Source organism: Paenibacillus sp. FSL R7-0333 (assembly GCF_038000365.1).
In the GTDB taxonomy this organism is placed as follows: Bacteria; Bacillota; Bacilli; order Paenibacillales; family Paenibacillaceae; genus Paenibacillus_AQ; species Paenibacillus_AQ silagei.
The window spans coordinates 4,816,976-4,836,065 of record NZ_JBBOBZ010000001.1 but is presented as its reverse complement, the minus strand read 5'-3'; the positions used below and the strand labels follow the sequence as shown (position 1 = coordinate 4,836,065).

Below are 19,090 nucleotides of genomic sequence, written 5' to 3'. Positions count from 1 at the left end.
TATGCCATTAGCAGGACCAGAATTAATCGAAGAAATCCGCAGCACAGAGGTGCCTTACGGCTGCCTGGCGGTCTGGTTTCTCGGACAAGCCAGCGTTATTGTCAAGGGCGCAGATGTAACCGTATATATTGACCCGTATGTATCACCGAATCCGGACCGCAGCTTCCCGCCGCCGGTTGCACCGGCAGATATTAAGAATATGGAGGTCTGCCTGATTACCCACGACCACTCGGATCATCTGGATGAGGAGGCCCTGCCCGTGCTTGCCGGACTGAATCCGCAGGCGCAGTTCATGGCTCCGGCGGTCTGCCTGGAGCGTCTGCAGGAGCTGGGCATTGGCAAGGAGCGCCTCACCGCTGCCCTGCCTGCCAGTGAAGCAGAGCCCGCACAAGGCCTGAAGGTATATCCGGTGGCAGCGGCGCATGAGCAACTGGACCGCGATGAACAGGGCAATCCCAAGTATGTCGGCTACATTCTGGAGCTGAACGGGGTAAAGCTCTATCATGCCGGGGATACCGTGCTGTTCCCTGAGCTGATTGAGGAGGTAGGTAGCCGCAAGATCGATCTGGCGCTGCTGCCGATTAACGGCCGTGACTATTACCGGGGAAGCCGCAATATCGTCGGCAATATGAATTACCGGGAAGCGGCGGAGTTCGCGGCGACCTCAGGCTTTGAGACTGTGGTGCCGCTGCATTATGACCTGTTCGCCGGCAACGCCGAGAATCCGGGCTATTTCGTGGATCACCTCTACCGCCACTTCCCGGAGCAGAAGTTCCATATGATGGCCAGAGCGGAACGGTTCGTGTACGTGTCAGCGCAGGCTTTTAAGCGTGAAAATTAAGACTTATTGTGAGTCAGCAGGGTAGAGCAGGGAGATCTGATACTTGGCAAGGAACTCCATCCATTCCTCAGACGGCCGCTGATCGGTGACGATATAATCGACCTTGTCGAAGCTGAAGAGCCGGATGAAGGCGATCCGGTCGAACTTGGAATGGTCAGCCAGCAGGACCACCTTGCTCGCCTGCTGCTGCATCAGCACCTTAAGCTCGGTCTCCGCCTCGTTGGAATCACAGAGTCCGCCGTTCATGGAGAGTGCCTTGCAGCTGAAAATAGCCACATCCACATTATATTTCAGGATGGTCTGCGAGGCCGTAGGCCCTACGAAAGAGCTGGTCTCTGGCCCGAGCAGGCCCCCCGTGGAGATGAGCTTTTGCCCGGAATGCTGGAATTCTGACAATACCGCCAGGGAATTGGTGATGATGGTCAGATTTTTTTTGTCCTCCACGATTCTCCGCAATCCTTCAAAAGCCGTTGTGCTGGTGTCGGTCATCACACTGTCCCCGTCATTAATCAGCTCCAGCAGACTTACCGCAATCATCCGCTTCGCTTCAATGTTGACCTGATGCCTGTGCGAGTAAGAGGGGTCCTCATTGGTGTGAGCGTTCAGAATCGCCCCGCCGTAATTCTTCTTGGCAATGCCCTCCTTGTCCAGCCGGTCGAGATCGCGCCGGATCGTCTCCTCCGATACACCGAATTTCTGCGCCAGATCCGCAACGTGAACCTTCTTGTGCCTGTAGAGCTCATTAATGACCAGATCCCGCCGTTCAAAAGCCTTCATATCATGCCCACCCTTACGTTATGTAGTTGTATACAGTTTACTATAATCTGCTGCCTAACATAAATCCCGCAATCACAAACAATGCCACAGTTCATCGAAATTATATCACACAAAACCACACAAAAACCAAATTTAAAGTGTGGAATAGTGTTGACTTTGCAGGTGAGTGATTCTATGATGTAGAGGAAATGGATTAGTCGGCGGCAAAAGACAAAAGGGTGCAGACCGCAGAGGCTGTATTTGGTAGCGCTTACTAATCGGAGCTATAGCTCCAGTGTAATGTTCTCATACTATCAACTTACCATTCGGGGAGGAACAGCAGTGACAGCAAATTATCCGAAGATTGGAATCCGGCCGACAATTGATGGCAGAAGACGCGGGGTGCGCGAATCGCTGGAGGCGCAGACGATGGGCATGGCGCAGCGCGTGGCGGCATTTTTGCAGGAGAATGTAAGGTATCCTGATGGCTCTCAGGTGGAATGTATCATTGCCGATTCTACGATTGGCGGTGTGAAGGAGGCTGCGGCGGCGGCGCAGCAGTTCGCGGGTGCAGGTGTAGGCGTATCCATTACAGTCACCCCGTGCTGGTGCTATGGATCGGAAACGATGGACATGGATGCGACAATCCCGCATGCGGTATGGGGTTTCAACGGAACGGAGCGCCCCGGGGCGGTATATCTGGCGGCAGTTCTATCTGCTTATGCGCAAAAAGGCATTCCGGCCTTCGGCATCTACGGAGAGGATGTCCAGGAATCCAGCAGCGAGGAGATCCCGGCGGATGTTCAGGTGAAGCTGCTGCAGTTCGCGAAGTCCGCGCTGGCGGCTGCTCTGATGAAGGGGAAGTCCTATCTGTCGATGGGCTCCGTGTCTATGGGGATTGCCGGTTCCATCGTCAACGAGCAGTTCTTCCAGGAATATCTCGGCATGCGCAATGAATATATCGATATGTCTGAATTTGTACGCAGATTTGAGGAAGGGATCTATGATCCCGAGGAGTTCGCGCGGGCGCTGGCCTGGGTGAAGGACAACTGCCGTGTGGGGGCGGATAATAACCCGCAGCATCTGCAGCTCAGTGAAGAGGTTAAGGAAGAGCAGTGGGAGACGGTTGTCAAAATGACGCTGATTGCCCGTGATCTCATGACCGGCAATCCGCAGCTTGCAAAGCTTGGCTTCGAAGAAGAAGCGAGTGGTCACAATGCCCTGCTGGGCGGCTTCCAGGGCCAGCGGCAATGGACCGACCATTTCCCGAACGGCGACTTCATGGAGACGATTCTGAACTCCTCGTTCGACTGGAACGGCAGACGGGCGCCTTATATCGTCGCCACCGAGAATGACAGCCTGAATGGGGTGACGATGCTGTTCAATTATCTGCTGACGAATACAGCGCAGATCTTTGCCGATGTGCGCACCTTCTGGAGTCCGGCTGCTGTGAAGCGCGTGACCGGGTATGAGCTGGAGGGAGCAGCGGCAGGCGGCCTGCTGCATCTGATTAATTCCGGTTCGGCAGCGCTGGACGGCACCGGCGAGCAGAGTATTGACGGCAAGCCGGCGATCAAGCCGTTCTGGGACATCACGGATGAAGAGGCGGCGGCCTGTATCGCGCAGACCCAGTTCCGTCCGGCTTCCCAGGAATATTTCCGGGGAGGCGGCTTCTCGACGGATTACCTGACCCGTGGCGGTATGCCGGTCACCATGGCCCGGCTTAATCTGGTCAAGGGTCTGGGACCTGTACTGCAGCTGGTGGAAGGCTACACGGTGGAGCTGCCGGGAGAAGTGCATGACACGCTCGACCAGCGGACGGACCCTACTTGGCCGACAACCTGGTTCGCACCTAAGCTGACCGGCAAGGGCTCGTTCCAGTCTGTCTACGATGTGATGAACAATTGGGGTGCCAATCACGGGGCGATCAGCTACGGACATATTGGCGCAGATCTCATTACGCTGGCCTCGATCCTGCGGATTCCGGTCAGTATGCATAACGTGGAAGAAACGCGGATTTTCCGCCCGCGCGTCTGGTCGCTGTTCGGCACAGAGAATCTGGAGAGTGCCGATTACAGAGCCTGCCGCAACTTTGGCCCGCTCTACTAATCCTCCACGTGAAGAGGTGGGAAGATGACAGAGGCGAAGACGCAAGTGATGGAGGTAACCGGTAACCAAGGAATCCGGCTGCTGGCCATCGACCTGGGAGCCAGCTCCGGCAGAGTGATGCTGGGAAGCTACAGGGACGGAAAGGTGACGGTGGAGGAGATTCACCGCTTCCCTAACGGACCGGTAGAGGTCAACGGACATTTGCACTGGGATGTGCAGCGGCTGCTTGAGGAGATCAAGCAAGGGATTGCAGCGGCTGCGGCAAAGTATGGCCCTCTGCGCTCTCTGAGCGTGGATACCTGGGGAGTCGACTATGGCCTGCTGGATGAGCAGGGCGGGCTGCTGGACGCTCCGCATCATTACAGGGATCAGCGGGCGGTGGACTTCGCCTCAGTACTAGAGGCTGCGCTGCCTCCGGCAGAGCAATTCAAGCTGACGGGCAACCAGTCCAGCCCGATTAATACGGTGTATCAATTGTTTGCCGATCTTATGGCGAAGCCGGAGCTGCGGACAACCGCCAGACAGCTGCTGCTGATGCCGGATCTGTTCAATTATATGCTCAGCGGTGTGGCCGTGGCCGAGCAGACCATCTGGAGCACCAGCGGCCTGCTGAATCCGCAGTCCACAGCGCCTGCAGCCGAAGTGCTGCGCAGGCTGGGGCTGCCGGTGACGCTTGTGCCCCGGCTGGTTCCGGCAGGCACGGTGCTGGGGGAGCTCCGGCCCGCACTCCAGGAAGAGCTGGGCAGCGGCCCGCTCCAGATCATCGCTGGAGCCTCACATGATACGGCTTCCGCCGTGGCGTCCATTCCTTACGGCGGATTCGACTCTAACTGCACCGATGCTAGCTGTGTCGGCCCTGGCAGCGCTGATCCTAGCAACGCCGATCTTAGCTCCCCAGATCCAAGCTCCGCCGGACCTGACCGACCCGCCGGACTCAGCCCCACGCTGCCGTCCGCTGCATTCATCAGCTGCGGAACCTGGTCGCTGGTCGGCCTGGAGACAGCAGAGCCTGTATTAAGCGACGGCGCCCGGGCCAGAGGCTTCACCAACGAGAGCGGCTTCGGCGGCACCAACCGGCTGCTGAAGAATATCACCGGCCTCTGGCTGCTCCAGGAGACCCAGCGGTGCTGGGCTGAAGCGGGGGAACCGCTCAGCCATCAGGAAGCCGCCGAGCTGGCCGGGCAGCTGGACCGGCCAAGTGCGTGCATAGCAGAGCTGGACCCGAACGATCCGCTCTTCAGCACGCCGGGCGATATGCCGCTGCGGATTGAATCCTACTGCATCCGCACCGGACAGCCGGTGCCGCAGACCCGGGCGGAGATCATCCGCTCGATTCTGGAGAGTCTGGCCCGGTCTTATGCGGATACGATCCGCGAGCTGGAGGCGCTCACCGGCCGTCCGGTGCGCCGCATTCACATGGTCGGCGGCGGCATTCAGAACAAGCTGCTGTGCCAGCTGACGGCGGATGCCACCGGCAAAGAGGTTATTGCCGGACCGGTAGAAGCGAGCGCGATCGGCAATATTTTGGTGCAATTGGCGGCACTTGGAGCTGTCGATCCCGCAGAGGTCCGAAGGGTGGCAGCCCGGTCCTGCTCAACGCTCCGGTACCAGCCGTCTTTAACACATCAGAACGGATAAGCTTCATACAGCAATCAAGCAGCAATCAAGGGGGCAATTATGAATAATCATGAAGAAGAACTACGGCGCCTAATCTGCGATATCGGCCGGAATCTGTTCAACAAGGATTTCATCGCGGCCAATGACGGCAATATCTCCGCCCGCCTGTCGGCCACCGAGGTCATTACTTCGCCCACAGGAGTCAGCAAAGGCTATCTGCAGCCGCATATGCTGATCAAAGTCAATCTGCAGGGAGAGATCCTGGATGCAGCGGAGGGCTACCGGCCGTCCACGGAAGTGAAGATGCACCTGAAGATCTACAACGAGCTGCCGGAGATGGGCGGGGTGGTTCATGCGCATCCGCCGTATGCTACCGCTTTTGCCATCAAGGGTGAAGCTCTGGACAAAATGATGATGCCGGAATCCGTCATTGCCATGGGGGACATTCCACTGGCGGTATACGGGACGCCTTCGACCGAAGAGATCCCGGATTCGCTGACTCCCTTCCTGGGCAAGAAGACCGCAGTGCTGCTGGAGAGCCACGGGGCCCTGACCTGGGGCAAGGATGTAATGGCTGCTTATATGAACATGGAGCGGCTTGAGTATACAGCGAAGCTGACCTTCCTGACCCGCATGATCGGGGGAGAGCGTGAGCTGCCGCCGCACCGGATTGAGGAGCTGGTGGCGCTGAGATCATTTTACGGGATGTAATGAAGCCGAGAGGAGATATGATTATGCTCAAAAAAATACCTAAACTGCTCTCCCCCGAGCTCGTCCGCACCCTGATGGAGATGGGCCACGGGGATGAGCTGGTGCTGGCGGATGCCAATTATCCGGGACATGCGCTGCATTCCCGGGTGCTGCGGGCTGACGGGATCGGTATCCCCCGGCTGCTTGACGCCATCCTGGAGCTGCTACCGCTGGATCATTATGCTCCGGCTCAGGCGGCCTTCATGGCTGTAGTGGAGGGAGACCCCACAGTCCCTGTGATATGGGACACGTACAAGGAGATTCTCACCCGGCATGATCCTGAGGTGCAGGTGGAGTATGAAGAGCGTTTCGACTTCTATGACCGCTCCAAGCACAGCTACGCCATTCTAATTACAGGGGAAGAGGCACTCTACGGGAATATTATACTCAAAAAAGGTGTGATTTCCCCCGAGGCCGGGGAATAGCGGCCTCAAGCAAGAGACCGCCCGATTAACTATGGGCGGTCTTATTGCTATTTCTAAAGTGCTCCGCTTAAGGGAGCAATCGTTTAGAGGACCGCTCACTTAGAGCGAATACCCTCAAATGTTGCAAGTTATGCAACCTGGCTACCCCGAAACCGGGGCCTGCCTAAGGATTGTTGCAGGAAATGCAGGAATGTGCAGGCCAGGATGCTTAGTTAGAGGAGGAATCCTGCCTTTTGTGCAACTATTCCAGCTATGAGTGTATACGTTGGGGGAGAAGCTGCAATTTGTGCAAGATTACCCTCATCAAGCACCCAACATCCATCTGCAGAGCACTTTTGTTAAACCTCGTTATACATTCTCCGCAGGAATTGCGCGCTGGCCTTGAGATGTTCCTCGGGAGTGCTCTCCAGCAGGCCCTGGATATGCGGGCGCTTATATTTCATGTAGCGGAGCAGCGGGGCGAAGTTCAGCATCCCTTGTCCGGCAGGAACGATGTCGATGGTGCCGTTCTTGACTGTGAAATCCTTCAGATGCAGGACCGCGATCCGGTCTCCGAGAAGCTCCAGCGCTTCTGCCACAATCTGCTCCTGCTGAAGGTAATTGTCTGGAGTCATTAGATTCGCAGCATCCAGTATAATTTGCAGATTATTGGATGGCACGGTATCCAGCAGACGCCGGGCTAACGGGGCCGTGTAGAGCGGGTGGTTGACGCCTGCCTCGATGCCTACAGTTACTCCGAACCGTTCGGCTTCAGCAACCATGGCGCTAACCGAGGCGACGACCTCCAGAAAAGCCTTCTCCGTGAAGTTATCCGGTGTATACCCCTGACCCACACTGCCGGTCTCTGTCCCTACCAGACTTGCGCCGAAGTCACGGGCCAGCCGCAGATGAGTATTGAAGTCGCTCAGCGCTTGCGCGCGCTTGGCAGGGTCAGCATCAATGATATTTACATAACAGCCGAGGACTGCAATCTTGATACCGGCTTGTCTGAAGGCATCGCCATAATAGGCAGCAGTCCCCGGACTCAGTGCGCCAAGCTCAGCCACACTCTCCGGAAAAGATTTATGTAACGCCAACTGAATCGCCGGGAAGCCATGCTCCTTCAGTTTATCTATCAATTGCGGTAGCGGACACCGCTTGAAGTCATGGGCACGGACGCCCAGGTGAAATGGAACGGTCATAGGGTTAGACTCCTTTGTATTCAGATATAAGAGTTCGCATGGAGCGCCGATGGGCCGGTTTCCACTAAAAAGGCCGCCTGTGTCCAAGTGGTCACAGGCGGCCTGATCATGCTGACTGAGGATTGAAGCCGCATGTAAGAATGGCCAATTATGTGCGCTACGTTTGCAATGTACACAGGCTAATGCATAACCTAATCTGCGCGACACACTTGCCTGCTTCCCCTAGCTACACCCGCAGATACGGATGCAGCTGCTTCAGCTCCGCACACTGTGTGAGCGCTTCGGCTACCAGCGCTGCGATCTGCTGCGCTCCGGATTGGGAGAAATGCGTGTCATCGGTAATGCCGTCCGGGTAGTTGGGGCGGGCACCCGGCGGCAGGTGCATGAACAGCCCGGCTGATGCTTCGGTCCCAAGTCTGCGGTAGAGCTGCTGGGAGGAGGAAAAAATATCAAGCAGAGGTGTTCCAGTCTCCACTGCAACCTCCCGCATAACCTGTGGATAGAGTCCGACAGCCTGCGGGTCCGGTTCCCCGTCCCTAGTGAAGCGGCGGCGGCTCACGGAAGTCAGCAGCACAGGGAAGCTGCCCCGGCTGCGGGCGGAATCAATGAATACCTGCAGATTCCGGCGGTATTCGGTATGCGGCTCCGTGTAACGGAGAGGGTCCTCCAGCTTCTGGTCATTATGACCGAACTGGATCAGCAGGAAATCTCCGGGGATGAAGTCCCGTTCCATATCTGTCAGCCTTCCCTCAGCCAGGAAGGAGCGTGTGCTCCGTCCGTTGATAGCCCGGTTCTCAATCCGCACCTTCCGGCTGACATACTGCTGCAGGTATTCGCCCCATCCGGCCATCGGCCATTCCCCGCCGCCCTTCTGGGCGGCGGTAGAGTCTCCGGCGATATAGATAGTCGGCATCTTCAGCATGCCTCCATCTAGACGGTGACTCCGGCTTCGCTGCCGGCAGTCTGGAAGCCGAAATACCCGGCTGCGTTATTGTAAGAGATATCCCGGGCCATAGCCCCGAGGACTTCGAGGTCATCCGGCGCTTCCCCGCGTTCGGCGAGTTCACCGAGCAGTCCGCACAGGACCCGGCGGAAATATTCATGCCGGGTATACGACAGGAAGCTGCGCGAATCGGTCAGCATGCCGACGAAGTTGCCGAGCAGGCTGTTCTCGGCCAGCAGGGTCAGCTGCTGGCGCATGCCGCTGCGCGTATCGTTGTACCACCAGCCGGAGCCAAGCTGGAGCTTGCCGGGGGTGTCCTTCTGGTAGCAGCCCAGCAGAGCCAGCAGGGCAGGGTAGTCGCCGGGATTCAGCGAGTATAGGATCGTCTTCGGCAAGCCGCTGCCGCTCTCGGCCCGGTCCAGCAGATGCGACAGCGCTGTGGTCAGCGGCAGATCGTTGATGCCGTCATAGCCGGTATCCGGTCCAAGCCGCTGGAACATCGGCGTATTATTGTTGCGGTAGGCATGCAGGTGAAGCTGCATGGTCCAGTCTTTGTCATGATAGAAGCCGATCAGCGCGGTCAGCAGCTCTGTGCGGTAGCGGGTGATTTCCTCCGGTGACAGCGCAGCTCCCTGCATTCTTTTGGCAAAAATAGCTTCCACCACCTCAGGCGCAGCCGCTTCGTAACGCAGGACATCCAGCGCATGGTCCGACAGGCGGCAGCCCTGCTCGTGGAAGAAGGCAACCCGGTTACGCAGGGCATCCAGCAGTCCGGCATAGCTCTTGACCGGCAGGCCGGAGGCCGACTCCAGCTTAAGGGTCCAGGCGGCGAAGCCTTCGGCATCGATGTTCAGCGCCTTGTCAGGACGGAAGGTCGGGAACACCTGGAAGGCGGTCTCACTCCCCTGCAGCAGCTTGTGATACTCCAGGGAATCTGCCGGATCATCGGTGGTGCAGATCACCTTGACACCGCTGCTGCGGATCAGGCCGCGCCGGGTGAAGCCCGGTTCAGCCAGCTTGCGGTTGACCTTCTCCCAGATGGCCGGCGCCGTGGCTTCATTCAGCAGCTCCTCTACACCGAAGAAACGGCGGAGCTCCAGATGCGTCCAGCTATACAGAGGGTTGCCTACTGCCTTAGGCAATGTACGGGCCCAGGCCAAAAATTTATCATAATCAGAGGCGTCGCCGGTAATATGCGATTCAGGCACGCCGTTCGCACGCATCAGCCGCCATTTGTAATGATCGCCGTACAGCCAGGCTGCGGTCAGATTCTCAAAGGGCTGGTCCTCATAGATTTCGCGCGGGTCCAGATGACAATGGTAATCGATAATGGGCATGGTTTTGGCGTGATTATGAAAGAGTAGCCGTGCTGTTTCGCCGGACAACATGAAGTCCTCGTTTAGGAACATGAGTAGGATCTCCCTTTGAATGGATTGGAATAAGTTCTACAAGGTAACGCCTGTTTTGAAAATAGCCAGCTCACGCACTTCATTCTGCTCGTTCCGTGTTTTTTGGCCGCTGGCGACATCAATGATATACGTGATGAATTCCTCCAGCACATCGGCCATCGGCGTTTCCAGCAGGGGACCTGCGTTGAAGTCCATCCAGTGGCCTTTTTTGGCAAAAAGGTCGTTGTTCGTTGCTATCTTAACCGTAGGCACAAAGCTGCCGAAAGGCGTGCCGCGGCCGGTGGTGAACAGCACGAGCTGGCAGTCGGAAGCGGCAAGCGCAGACGCAGCGACCAGATCGTTGCCGGGAGCCTGTAAGAGGCTCAGCCCTTTTTTGCGCAGCTTCACGCCATACTGCAATACATCCACCACCGGCGACGATCCGGCCTTCTGGGTGCAGCCGAGCGATTTGTCCTCCAGCGTGCTGATGCCGCCAGCCTTGTTGCCCGGAGACGGATTCTCATAGACAGGCTCGCCGTAAGAGAGGAAATACTGCTTGAAGTTATTGATCAGCGAGACGATATCATCATAGACCTCCTTGCTCTCAGCACGGGCCATCAGCACCTTCTCCGCACCGAACATTTCCGGCACCTCCGTCAGCACTGAGGTTCCGCCCTGGGAGATGATGAAGTCGGAGAATGCGCCCAGCAGCGGGTTGGCCGTAATGCCGGAGAACCCGTCAGAGCCGCCGCATTTCAGCCCGATGTTCAGCTCACTGAGCGGAACTGGCTCACGGACGTCGTTCGCTGCGGCTTCATACAGCTCCTCCAGCAGGACAAGTCCAGCTTCCAGCTCATTGCCTACCTCCTGGGCCACTAGGAATTTAACCCGGGATTCGTCATAATCGCCCAGCATGCTGCGGAACTCGGAGACGATATTGTTCTCGCAGCCAAGGCCGAAGACGAGTACACCGCCTGCATTGGGATGATTGACGGCATCGAGCAGAATGCTGCGGGTCATGCGGTGATCATCGCCCAGCTGGGAGCAGCCGTAAGGATGCTTCAGCACGGTCAGGTTGTCGAATCCGCCAAGATCGGGATGCTCGGCCTTGAACTCCTGAAGCATCTGCTCGGCAACGCCGTTCACACAGCCCACGGTCGGAATAATGAACAGATCATTTCGGATGCCCACCTTGCCGTTACTCCGACGGTATCCCTGGAAGGTCAGATCACGGCGCGGATAGATCACCGGATGGACATCGGGCACATACTCATATTCTTCCTCGCCGGACAGATTGGTTTTGATGTTATGCGTATGAATCCAGTCGCCTGCGGCAATCGGAGCCGTGGCATGGCCGATCGGGGAACCGTATTTGGTAATGATGTCTCCGCTGCTGAAACCGGTCAGGGCAATCTTATGACCCTGCGGAATCTCCTGGGCGGCCTGAAGCGTTAGTCCGTCTATCGTCAGTTCTTCTCCGGCAGCAATCGGCCGTAAGGCTACAGCTACCGTATCTCGCGGGTTCATTTTCATTAAGTTCTTCATGTTGGCCCTCCTAAAAGTTAGTAATTCTGCGCTTTCCTGAGCTCCTTCGTACAAACACGCCGGTTCAGCCGACGAGTTCCTGTAATGCTGCGCGGGAATCTTCACGCTCCAGCTGCTGCAAATGGGCGGCAACCGCATCAGCTAGTCCCGGCAGCAGGGTAAGATCTTGTCCCCATAGGCTGCTGTCGCCAAGAATGGTGTTCACGAAGCTGGCCGGCTGGCTCCAGGCCTGATCGAACACTGCCAGTACCTCTGCGCCGTCCTGCCGGGGAATACGGTCTCCCCGGTAGCTGAGCAGCAGGGCGGCGAAGGCGAGAGTCATCCGCTCCGGAAGCTTGCCGCGTTCCTGCTGGTAGCGAAGCAGAACCGGGAGCAGGCGGGCCTTGAATTTGGAAATGCTGTTGAGCGAGATGGAGGTCAGCTCATGGCGGATGAACGGATTGCGGAAGCGCTCCTGTACGGCATCGGCGTAGGACAATAGTTGCTCGGCAGGCAGATCCAGCATAGGGATCAGCTCCTCTTCAATCAACTGCTTCACGAAGCGGGAGAAGGTACCGTCATTCATGACGTCTTCAACCGTCTCAAGACCGGCAAGCAGGCCCAGAGGGACCATAGCGGTATGCGGTCCGTTCAGCAGATGAACCTTGCGTTCACGGTAAGGCGTCATATCCGGTGTCACCACGACATTCAGTCCGGCCTTAGCCAGCGGCAGGCGCTCTGCCAGAGACTCCGGTCCTTCAATGACCCAGAAGAGGAACGGCTCTGCGGTTACCATTACGTTATCGAGATAGCCGAGCTCAGCTTCGAGAGCAGCAGCCTGGTCACGCGGATAACCAGGGACAATCCGGTCCACCAGACTGCAGCAGAAGGTATTCTCGGACTTCAGCCATTGCAGGAATTCTGCACCAAGATTCCAGTCAGCCGCATAACGTTCTACGATCTCCTGTAATTTCTCGCCGTTGCGGTCAATCAGCTCGCAAGGAATAATAACGAAGCCTTTCTTGCCAAGCTGGAAGCGGCGGTGGAGCAGGGCGGTCAGCTTGCCCGGGAAGCTCTTAGGGGGAACCTCGTCTGCGCGGTCGCCTGGAAGATAGGCAATGCCGGCTTCGGTAGTATTGGAGGTGATGAACTCCAGATCATCATTCTCGGCGAGCGCGAGATAAGCTTCATAATCCATGTATGGATTAATCACCCGGCTGACCGAGCTGATAATTTCGCGGGAATTGACGGTCTCGTTGTCCATGATGCCATTAAGCAGCACGGTGTAGAGGTTGTCTTGAGCGGCCATCAGATCAGCTACGCCTCCGGTTCCCTGAGCAATGGGCTGAATGAGGACAGCGCTTCCGTTGAACAGACCCTGATTGTTCATTTGCTGCAGCTGCCAGTCTACGAACGCACGCATGAAGTTGCCTTCGCCGAACTGAATCATCCGTTCCGGATGGAGGGTTAGCCCCGGGTGAGTGCTTCTGGATAAACGGTTTGTCATAGTGGTCATGATCTCCTTTAGAATACAGTGATAAATTGCACACGTTAACATTTTATTTTAAGCAAGATCCGGAATTCCCTCTCTTGTCCAGGAAGGCTCCGTATCTGCAGAAAATAGCGGGTGGGTTGAAATAGAGTTATACTCCTGCAACCGTATCCCTTACCACCAGCGAAGTCTTAACGAACAGCTGCTGCGGCGGGGTCTCCGGCTGCTGAAGCAGCTCGATCAGCATGGTAATGCCCAGCTCACTGATCTCGGCAATCGGCTTGCGGACCGTGGTCAGGGCAGGATTCGTATAGCGGGCGAACATCATATCATCGAAGCCGATCAGTGAGATCTGCTCCGGCACCTGCACCTTGTGGGCATAGCAGGCATTCATGGCGCCTATCGCCATATCATCATTGGAGCAGAACACAGCCGTAGGCCGGTCCTCCAGGCTAAGCAGCTTGCTCATTGCCGCATATCCGCTCTCAATGCTGTAATCTCCCGGGGCAAAATAATCAGGATTCAGCGGAAGCCGGCCTGCAATCAGACTGTCCAGGAAGCCCTGCTTACGTTCGCTTGAGGACTTGAAGCCGGGCTTGCCTTCAATAATAGCCAGCTTGCGGTGACCCTGCTGCACAGCATAATCAATCGCTTCCTTGACGCCTTCGCGGTCATTGGCGACCACGTTCATGATGCCGGGGTCCTCCAGCTGGCGGTTCAGCACCACTAGCGGAATGCCCGTCTTCTTCACATGATAGATAAAGGCATTGTCTTCATCGCTCTGGCTCATGACCAGAATGCCGTCGAAGCGCTGCGGCTGAATATTGCTGAAATGCTGCACACCGTCGATCCCGTTCACCGTCAGATTATAGTTTTCATCGAGAATATGCGTAATGCCTTTGATGGCATCCACCAGGAAGCTTGAGGAAGTCCCCTGCTCAATACTGGAGAAGAACAGGCCGATGATGAACGATCTCTTGGTGACCAGGCTCTTGGCACTGTAATTTGGCACATAATTCATTTCGGCGGCGATCCGTTCAATCTTATCCCGGGTGGCCTTCTTGATCAGCGGGTTGCCGTTCAGCGCCCTCGATACGGTAGTATGGGACACACCGGCAACACGGGCAATATCTTTGATGGTAATCATAGGTTCTCCCCGGGTACATGGAATTGTTAACGATTTCAGTTTAGTTCTCCAGCAGTGTCAAGTCAATAGTTTATTGGAATGCACACGTTAATATTTTGTGAAAAGTCAACGCAAAAACAGACCCGGATGAGGGTCCAGGGTCTGCGTTTGAAGAGGGGAGGAAGGATCACCGGCGAGCGCTGCTTCTCCTCTGATGAAGAGACCCCGAAGCCTTCTCAGGCATGGTTGTGCTGGAATTTCGTAATATCGCGGGCGTAATGCGAGGTGGTGCCGTCGAATCTTTTCAGCCGGACATACTCATCAGAGAATTTCTCAACGACTCCGCTGCCTACCTGGGAGTACATTCCGTCAGGGTCAAGCTGGAGGGCGGATACGAAGGTCTGTGACAGTGCGGCTACGAAAAAATCAATGTTTTTAACAAGTGTCTGTGGCAAAAGTCCCAGTCCTTTCATGAGGTAGTACATCGTCAGCGGGCAAAAAAACTTAAATCTTATTGTACGACAGGCTGCCGGATTTGAACATAGGCTATACTTGGTGTATATATATCCAGCCGAAAGTTGACACAGGGATGTCCGGTTCGTATGGTAAGCTCTCATTATAAGAGAATCCAATTACATCAGCAGGAGGAATTCAAGAATGGCCGAACCCCTGAAAGCAATGTACAACCAAGAATTCCTGCACAGCCTGGGAATGAAGATTAAAGCCGTCTACAGTTCGTTCGAGCTAGGCCGCTTCATGGCTGAGGCGATGAGGGAGCCGTGGGAGGAGCTGGAGCTGAAGGCACGGATGCGGAGGATTACAGAGACACTGGGCAGCTGCCTGCCCCCGGCCTATGAGGAAGCGCTGAAGATATTGTATGCGATAGATAAGGACTGTGTCGGCTTCCCGTATCTGATCTTCCCGGATTTCGTGGAGGTGTATGGCGGAAGTGAGGAGCACTGGGAGCTGTCGATGGAGGCGCTGGAGCGGTTCACCCAGAGGTCCTCGGCGGAATTTGCCGTCAGGCCGTTCTTGCTGCGTGATCCGCAAGCGATGATGGACCAGATGCTGGTCTGGGCGGAGCATCCGGGGGAGCATGTGCGGCGGCTCGCCAGTGAGGGCAGCCGTCCCCGCCTGCCCTGGGGCCAGGCATTGCCGATGTTCAAGCGCGATCCGTCTCCGCTATTGCCGCTGCTGGAGAAGCTGAAGGCTGACCCGTCACTCTATGTGCGCAAAAGTGTAGCCAACAACCTGAACGATATCGCGAAGGATCACCCTGATATCGTGATAGCTACCGCCCGCCGCTGGCTGGGCAGTAACGTAAATACGAACTGGATTGTGCGGCATGGCTGCCGCTCTCTGATCCGCAAGGCGGACCCTGAGATCATGGAGCTGTTCGGATATGCCCCGGAGGAGAGCGGCACCCCGCTGGTCAGCTCGGCTGTCCTAACGGCCGAACCGGCCGAGCTGCGGATTGGGGAGCACTGTGAGCTGCAATACACTCTGACGATCCGGGAGGGCGGTCCGGTGCGCATCCGCATTGAATACGGAATCAACTTCGTCAAGGCCGGCGGCAAGACCTCGCGCAAGCTGTTTCTGTTATCCGACAAAACCGTGCCCGGCGGTACCAGACTCTCCGGTACAAGGACCCACCGCTGGGCCAACCTGACTACACGGAAGCACTATCCCGGAGAGCATACCATTGTGCTGCTTGTGAATGGGCGGGCTGTAGCCGATACCTTACTGCTGCTTGAGCCGGAGTTATAAGGCAGAGATCTTAGAAGTATCCATACCCAAACAAAGCGGATGTTCCGGCAGCCAGTTCATGGCTTCCGGGACATCCGCTTCTCTATGGGTGCTATTATCCGCTAGGCTTGGCTCTGGCTGCTAGTCATGAATATTCCCGGCCATTTTCAGCCGTTTGGCAATCTCCTTGAATTCCTCGGCAGAGATGCCCGGTGCGAATTCTTCCTTCACTTCCGGGGCCTCGGGGATAGGGAAGCCTTCCGGTACGCCCTGAATGACCTCAAGCGGAAGCCCGTCCTCGGGGTGAGTGCCCTTCCAGATCTGGTCAATGGAGCTGAAATCCTTATCGCTCCAGGTGTACAGCTTCGTATGAACGCCTTTTTCCTCGTACTTTCTGGCTTCATTGAAAGCTTTGTTGTCCAAGGAAGGAATGGGCACCAGCTTGGTAACATTGACGCCTGTGGCAATCTCCAGCGCCTTGGCGTATGCGACCACGTGAACACCTCCACGGACAAGCAGGAAGCCGACTACCGCCCGGGCTGCAGGGTGGTCGGTCATTTCGTAGACCTTCATTTTATGGGTTCTGGCCCCGCACTCCAGGAAGAAGTTATGAAGCAGGTCCTCCACCAGATTACCGCTGTTGAACACATTGGCTCCGGTCCATGGATTGCCCATCGAATCGAACGGCATGGCCCCCTGTGCGCCCGCCAGGAAATGATAAGACAGCCGTGCGTCTTTGACATCCGCAAGCGGTGTGGAATCCGGTTTCTTATAAGCCGTGGAACCTCTTAGACATTTGTTCACGGCGTGGGAGACCAGCTCAACATGGCCCAGCTCCTCGGCGGTAATGCTCATTACCAGGTCGTAGAAGGGCTTCAGCTTGTCCTTGGAGCGGAAGTTGAAGGACTGGTACAAGTAGTTATTGAGTGTTGACATTTCACCGAATTTGCCTCCGAGCAGCTCTTGTACGGCTGCTGCAGCATTAGGATCTGGTTTCTCGACGTCCGGGATTTCAATCATAATCTCATCCATACGTGTGAACATGGTGATCATCATCTCCTCAGCAGTAGGTGTAAGCATACTTGTCTATTTTACACCTATTTCCAGTTTTTCAAACATCACCGCTGAGGAAGCTGGACATGCAGTTCATGATTGTTCTTCGGCTGCTGCGAGGCCATCTCCAGAACATAGCTTCTCGTTCCGCTTGCCGGGGCGTCCTGCCAGAGCCGGTAGCCTGGTGTGGCGGTCACGGCGGCATTACCCGTACTGGCAGAGCCTGCGAAGTAATTCTCGTTCAGCCTTCCGACAACGTCAGCCATTTGCTTCAGCTCAGCCTCCGTATAGCTGGCATAAGCGGGGTCTTCAGCCAGACGGGAATAACTCCGGGTGGCAGACCGCTTGCGGAAGCTGGCTTCACTGTAGGCCCTGAAGCCCAGCAGATTCGGATCGGTATTGCCGGTGGCTGCTGCCCATTGCTCCATCCCTAATCTTGCCGTGCTGTAATCCAGAGTCTGACGGGCGGAGGAATAGGTTAAGAGTCCGTATTGATGGGGAAAAACAGATAAAGCGCTGCTGGCGATGTCATAGATATGTTCCCCGTCATGACTATATTCACTGATGTCCTGAATGTGTATATGCCCGCTGAGAACCGTCCGCACACCGCTCTGCATCAAGGCATCTGTAACCTTGGCATGATCCTCTACAGTGAAGCCCTCCTGAATGAATTCACTGTGATTCAGCAGGCTGTGATGCATGACCGTCACGAGCTGCGCGCCTGCGGCCGCGGCCTTCGCGCCGCAGGCGGCGACCCATTCCAGAGTCCGTCCGCTCACCCGGCCCTCCAGCTGGGGATGGCCCAGCGCTTTATTGTCCTTATACTGTGCAGTATCAAGCATGAGCAGCCACAGATCCTCCGACGGGGCGGCCAGATAACTGAGCGAATCCTCGTCTCTCAGCAGGGCCTCATCATAACCGAAGCTGCCGTAGATTTGGCGGAATGCCTTGACGCTCACGGAATCTGCGGCATATTGGCGCTTATCGCGGAAGCTCCGGGCCCAGGGATTCCGGATATCATGATTGCCCGGGATCACATAGATCCGGGTTCCGGTATCTTGCTCAATGCGCTTCAGATGTCCGGCCAGCTCCTTATGGCTGGCTTCTTCCCCGTTGTTGCTGAGATCCCCGCTGATAATCACCACATCCGGCTTGCGGATTCCGATATCATAGCCCAGCGCCTCCATCATCTCCTTGCTGTAGCCGAGCTGCTTGCCGTCACCGGCAGCCAGAAACTGCTGGAAGGCAGGTCCGAGATCTCTTAGCTCCTGCGCTAAATAATGGGTGTCGCTCGTTGTCAGAATACTCAGATCATGGCCGGACTGAATCCGGTATTGCGGCTCCGGCTCCGCTACATCCTGTCCGCCACAGGAGGGGAGCATCAGGAGCAGAAGAGGAAGAATAGCATACTTACGGATGAACTTCATTAGGCCAGCACCCCTTTTCGCGGGCAGGAACAAGAAAAAGGGGTATCCTCCCCGGCCGCTTGCCCGAAGAGGAACACCCCGCACCCTGCCGCATTATTTTTTCACTTCGGTGACGCCGGTTACCTTACCCTGATCAGCTGCCGTATAGGTAGCCTGGTACTTGGCATCGGAGAAATAGACATTGCCTTCAATAGTGGCATTCACGACGGCGAAGCCGTCAGCCTCCACATAGACATCACCCACAAAGGTCCCTCCCTGAATCCGGGCATTCTCGCTGCGGATCGTCAATTTGGGGGCGGTGAGCTTGAAGGAGTTCGTGATGTTGTGATCGGCATCCTGGGTATAGAGCGCGATTTTGCGGGCAGGTTCTTCCTTGTTAATGAATTGTCCGTCCACCACAAGCTCCTCGGAGAAGCTCAGGTCTTTCAGGGTGGCTGCAATCCAGGTGCCATCCTTGCTGATCGCCTTCTTGAAGGCTTCGCCGTTGTCGACCACTGAAGCTGAAGTGACCGCATCCGGGGCAGCGGTTGCCGTATTGCCCGTGTTCGCTGAGGTGTTAGTGTTCTCTGTGCTTTTGTTATTGTTGCCGCATCCGATCAGCAGGGTCAGGGTGAATGCCGCAAGTATTACTGCGAGTTTTCTCATGTGATAACCTCCTTGGGGTGTGTAAGGGTGAGATATTTACCGATCGTTCTATAAATGGTAAAATAGA

General features: G+C 56.3%; 17 protein-coding genes. 6 read left to right on the top strand and 11 right to left on the bottom strand.

Features of this window, described 5'->3' with window-relative positions:
• Position 1 precedes the first annotated feature (1 nt).
• Complete coding sequence (locus MKY86_RS20635) at positions 2-841, top strand: MBL fold metallo-hydrolase (protein ID WP_143803753.1); 840 nt, start codon at positions 2-4, stop codon at positions 839-841.
• A 3-nt stretch (positions 842-844) separates the two neighbouring features.
• Here the strand turns inward: MKY86_RS20635 and MKY86_RS20630 are convergent, their stop codons facing one another.
• Positions 845-1,618, bottom strand: a complete 774-nt coding sequence (locus MKY86_RS20630) for a DeoR/GlpR family DNA-binding transcription regulator (protein ID WP_076079970.1) — start codon at positions 1,616-1,618, stop codon at positions 845-847.
• A gap of 321 nt (positions 1,619-1,939) precedes the next feature.
• On the opposite strand from MKY86_RS20630, the gene MKY86_RS20625 reads away from it, so the two are divergent.
• From MKY86_RS20625 to fucU, 4 genes are read left to right on the top strand one after another with little or no spacing between them, the layout of a single operon-like run.
• On the top strand, positions 1,940-3,706 hold the full coding sequence (locus MKY86_RS20625) for an L-fucose isomerase (protein WP_340827384.1): 1,767 nt from the start codon (positions 1,940-1,942) through the stop codon (positions 3,704-3,706).
• Positions 3,707-3,730: 24 nt separating this feature from the next.
• Positions 3,731-5,344 (top strand): rhamnulokinase, encoded by a 1,614-nt coding sequence (locus tag MKY86_RS20620; RefSeq protein ID WP_340827383.1) that lies wholly within the window; start codon positions 3,731-3,733, stop codon positions 5,342-5,344.
• Positions 5,345-5,383: 39 nt separating this feature from the next.
• Positions 5,384-6,034, top strand: a complete 651-nt coding sequence (locus MKY86_RS20615; protein WP_076079968.1) for a class II aldolase/adducin family protein — start codon at positions 5,384-5,386, stop codon at positions 6,032-6,034.
• A 23-nt stretch (positions 6,035-6,057) separates the two neighbouring features.
• Positions 6,058-6,498, top strand: a complete 441-nt coding sequence (gene fucU / locus MKY86_RS20610) for an L-fucose mutarotase (RefSeq protein ID WP_076079980.1) — start codon at positions 6,058-6,060, stop codon at positions 6,496-6,498.
• A gap of 338 nt (positions 6,499-6,836) precedes the next feature.
• Here fucU and MKY86_RS20605 read toward each other — a convergent pair whose 3' ends face one another.
• From MKY86_RS20605 to MKY86_RS20575, 7 genes are all read right to left on the bottom strand, one after another.
• Positions 6,837-7,679 (bottom strand): sugar phosphate isomerase/epimerase family protein, encoded by an 843-nt coding sequence (locus MKY86_RS20605; RefSeq protein WP_076079967.1) that lies wholly within the window; start codon positions 7,677-7,679, stop codon positions 6,837-6,839.
• 226 nt (positions 7,680-7,905) lie between these two features.
• Positions 7,906-8,592 (bottom strand): rhamnogalacturonan acetylesterase, encoded by a 687-nt coding sequence (locus tag MKY86_RS20600; RefSeq protein WP_076079979.1) that lies wholly within the window; start codon positions 8,590-8,592, stop codon positions 7,906-7,908.
• Positions 8,593-8,609: 17 nt separating this feature from the next.
• Positions 8,610-10,031, bottom strand: coding sequence for a glucuronate isomerase (uxaC, locus tag MKY86_RS20595; RefSeq protein ID WP_076079966.1), 1,422 nt, complete (start codon positions 10,029-10,031; stop codon positions 8,610-8,612).
• Between the two features lie 36 nt (positions 10,032-10,067).
• Positions 10,068-11,555, bottom strand: coding sequence for a UxaA family hydrolase (locus tag MKY86_RS20590; RefSeq protein ID WP_076079965.1), 1,488 nt, complete (start codon positions 11,553-11,555; stop codon positions 10,068-10,070).
• 64 nt (positions 11,556-11,619) lie between these two features.
• Positions 11,620-13,041, bottom strand: coding sequence for a tagaturonate reductase (locus MKY86_RS20585; RefSeq protein ID WP_083685263.1), 1,422 nt, complete (start codon positions 13,039-13,041; stop codon positions 11,620-11,622).
• A gap of 136 nt (positions 13,042-13,177) precedes the next feature.
• Positions 13,178-14,173, bottom strand: coding sequence for a LacI family DNA-binding transcriptional regulator (locus MKY86_RS20580; RefSeq protein ID WP_076079963.1), 996 nt, complete (start codon positions 14,171-14,173; stop codon positions 13,178-13,180).
• 215 nt (positions 14,174-14,388) lie between these two features.
• The gene (locus MKY86_RS20575) at positions 14,389-14,607 is read right to left on the bottom strand and encodes a hypothetical protein (protein ID WP_036698535.1); all 219 of its coding nucleotides are present in this window, start codon (positions 14,605-14,607) and stop codon (positions 14,389-14,391) included.
• Positions 14,608-14,809: 202 nt separating this feature from the next.
• Between MKY86_RS20575 and MKY86_RS20570 the strand changes: the two genes are divergently transcribed.
• Positions 14,810-15,919, top strand: coding sequence for a hypothetical protein (locus tag MKY86_RS20570; protein WP_076079961.1), 1,110 nt, complete (start codon positions 14,810-14,812; stop codon positions 15,917-15,919).
• Positions 15,920-16,039: 120 nt separating this feature from the next.
• On the opposite strand, the gene MKY86_RS20565 is transcribed toward MKY86_RS20570, so the two are convergent.
• The 3 genes from MKY86_RS20565 to MKY86_RS20555 all read right to left on the bottom strand — a co-directional run bounded on the left by MKY86_RS20565 (position 16,040) and on the right by MKY86_RS20555 (position 19,023).
• Positions 16,040-16,942, bottom strand: a complete 903-nt coding sequence (locus tag MKY86_RS20565; RefSeq protein ID WP_036731772.1) for a manganese catalase family protein — start codon at positions 16,940-16,942, stop codon at positions 16,040-16,042.
• 74 nt (positions 16,943-17,016) lie between these two features.
• Entirely contained in the window at positions 17,017-18,378 is a 1,362-nt protein-coding gene (locus tag MKY86_RS20560; protein WP_076079960.1) for a metallophosphoesterase, read from the bottom strand.
• Between the two features lie 93 nt (positions 18,379-18,471).
• On the bottom strand, positions 18,472-19,023 hold the full coding sequence (locus tag MKY86_RS20555; RefSeq protein WP_076079959.1) for a hypothetical protein: 552 nt from the start codon (positions 19,021-19,023) through the stop codon (positions 18,472-18,474).
• Positions 19,024-19,090: the final 67 nt, after the last annotated feature.

Bases quoted from the DNA above. Each gene is read 5' to 3' on its own strand.
- MKY86_RS20635 (WP_143803753.1), top strand. From the start codon at position 2: ATGCCATTAGCAGGACCAGAATTAATCGAAGAAATCCGCAGCACAGAG.
- MKY86_RS20630 (WP_076079970.1), bottom strand. From the start codon at position 1,618: ATGAAGGCTTTTGAACGGCGGGATCTGGTCATTAATGAGCTCTACAGG.
- MKY86_RS20620 (WP_340827383.1), top strand. From the start codon at position 3,731: ATGACAGAGGCGAAGACGCAAGTGATGGAGGTAACCGGTAACCAAGGA.
- MKY86_RS20615 (WP_076079968.1), top strand. From the start codon at position 5,384: ATGAATAATCATGAAGAAGAACTACGGCGCCTAATCTGCGATATCGGC.
- fucU (WP_076079980.1), top strand. From the start codon at position 6,058: ATGCTCAAAAAAATACCTAAACTGCTCTCCCCCGAGCTCGTCCGCACC.
- MKY86_RS20605 (WP_076079967.1), bottom strand. From the start codon at position 7,679: ATGACCGTTCCATTTCACCTGGGCGTCCGTGCCCATGACTTCAAGCGG.
- MKY86_RS20600 (WP_076079979.1), bottom strand. From the start codon at position 8,592: ATGCCGACTATCTATATCGCCGGAGACTCTACCGCCGCCCAGAAGGGC.
- uxaC (WP_076079966.1), bottom strand. From the start codon at position 10,031: ATGTTCCTAAACGAGGACTTCATGTTGTCCGGCGAAACAGCACGGCTA.
- MKY86_RS20590 (WP_076079965.1), bottom strand. From the start codon at position 11,555: ATGAAGAACTTAATGAAAATGAACCCGCGAGATACGGTAGCTGTAGCC.
- MKY86_RS20585 (WP_083685263.1), bottom strand. From the start codon at position 13,041: ATGACAAACCGTTTATCCAGAAGCACTCACCCGGGGCTAACCCTCCAT.
- MKY86_RS20580 (WP_076079963.1), bottom strand. From the start codon at position 14,173: ATGATTACCATCAAAGATATTGCCCGTGTTGCCGGTGTGTCCCATACT.
- MKY86_RS20570 (WP_076079961.1), top strand. From the start codon at position 14,810: ATGGCCGAACCCCTGAAAGCAATGTACAACCAAGAATTCCTGCACAGC.
- MKY86_RS20565 (WP_036731772.1), bottom strand. From the start codon at position 16,942: ATGTTCACACGTATGGATGAGATTATGATTGAAATCCCGGACGTCGAG.
- MKY86_RS20560 (WP_076079960.1), bottom strand. From the start codon at position 18,378: ATGAAGTTCATCCGTAAGTATGCTATTCTTCCTCTTCTGCTCCTGATG.
- MKY86_RS20555 (WP_076079959.1), bottom strand. From the start codon at position 19,023: ATGAGAAAACTCGCAGTAATACTTGCGGCATTCACCCTGACCCTGCTG.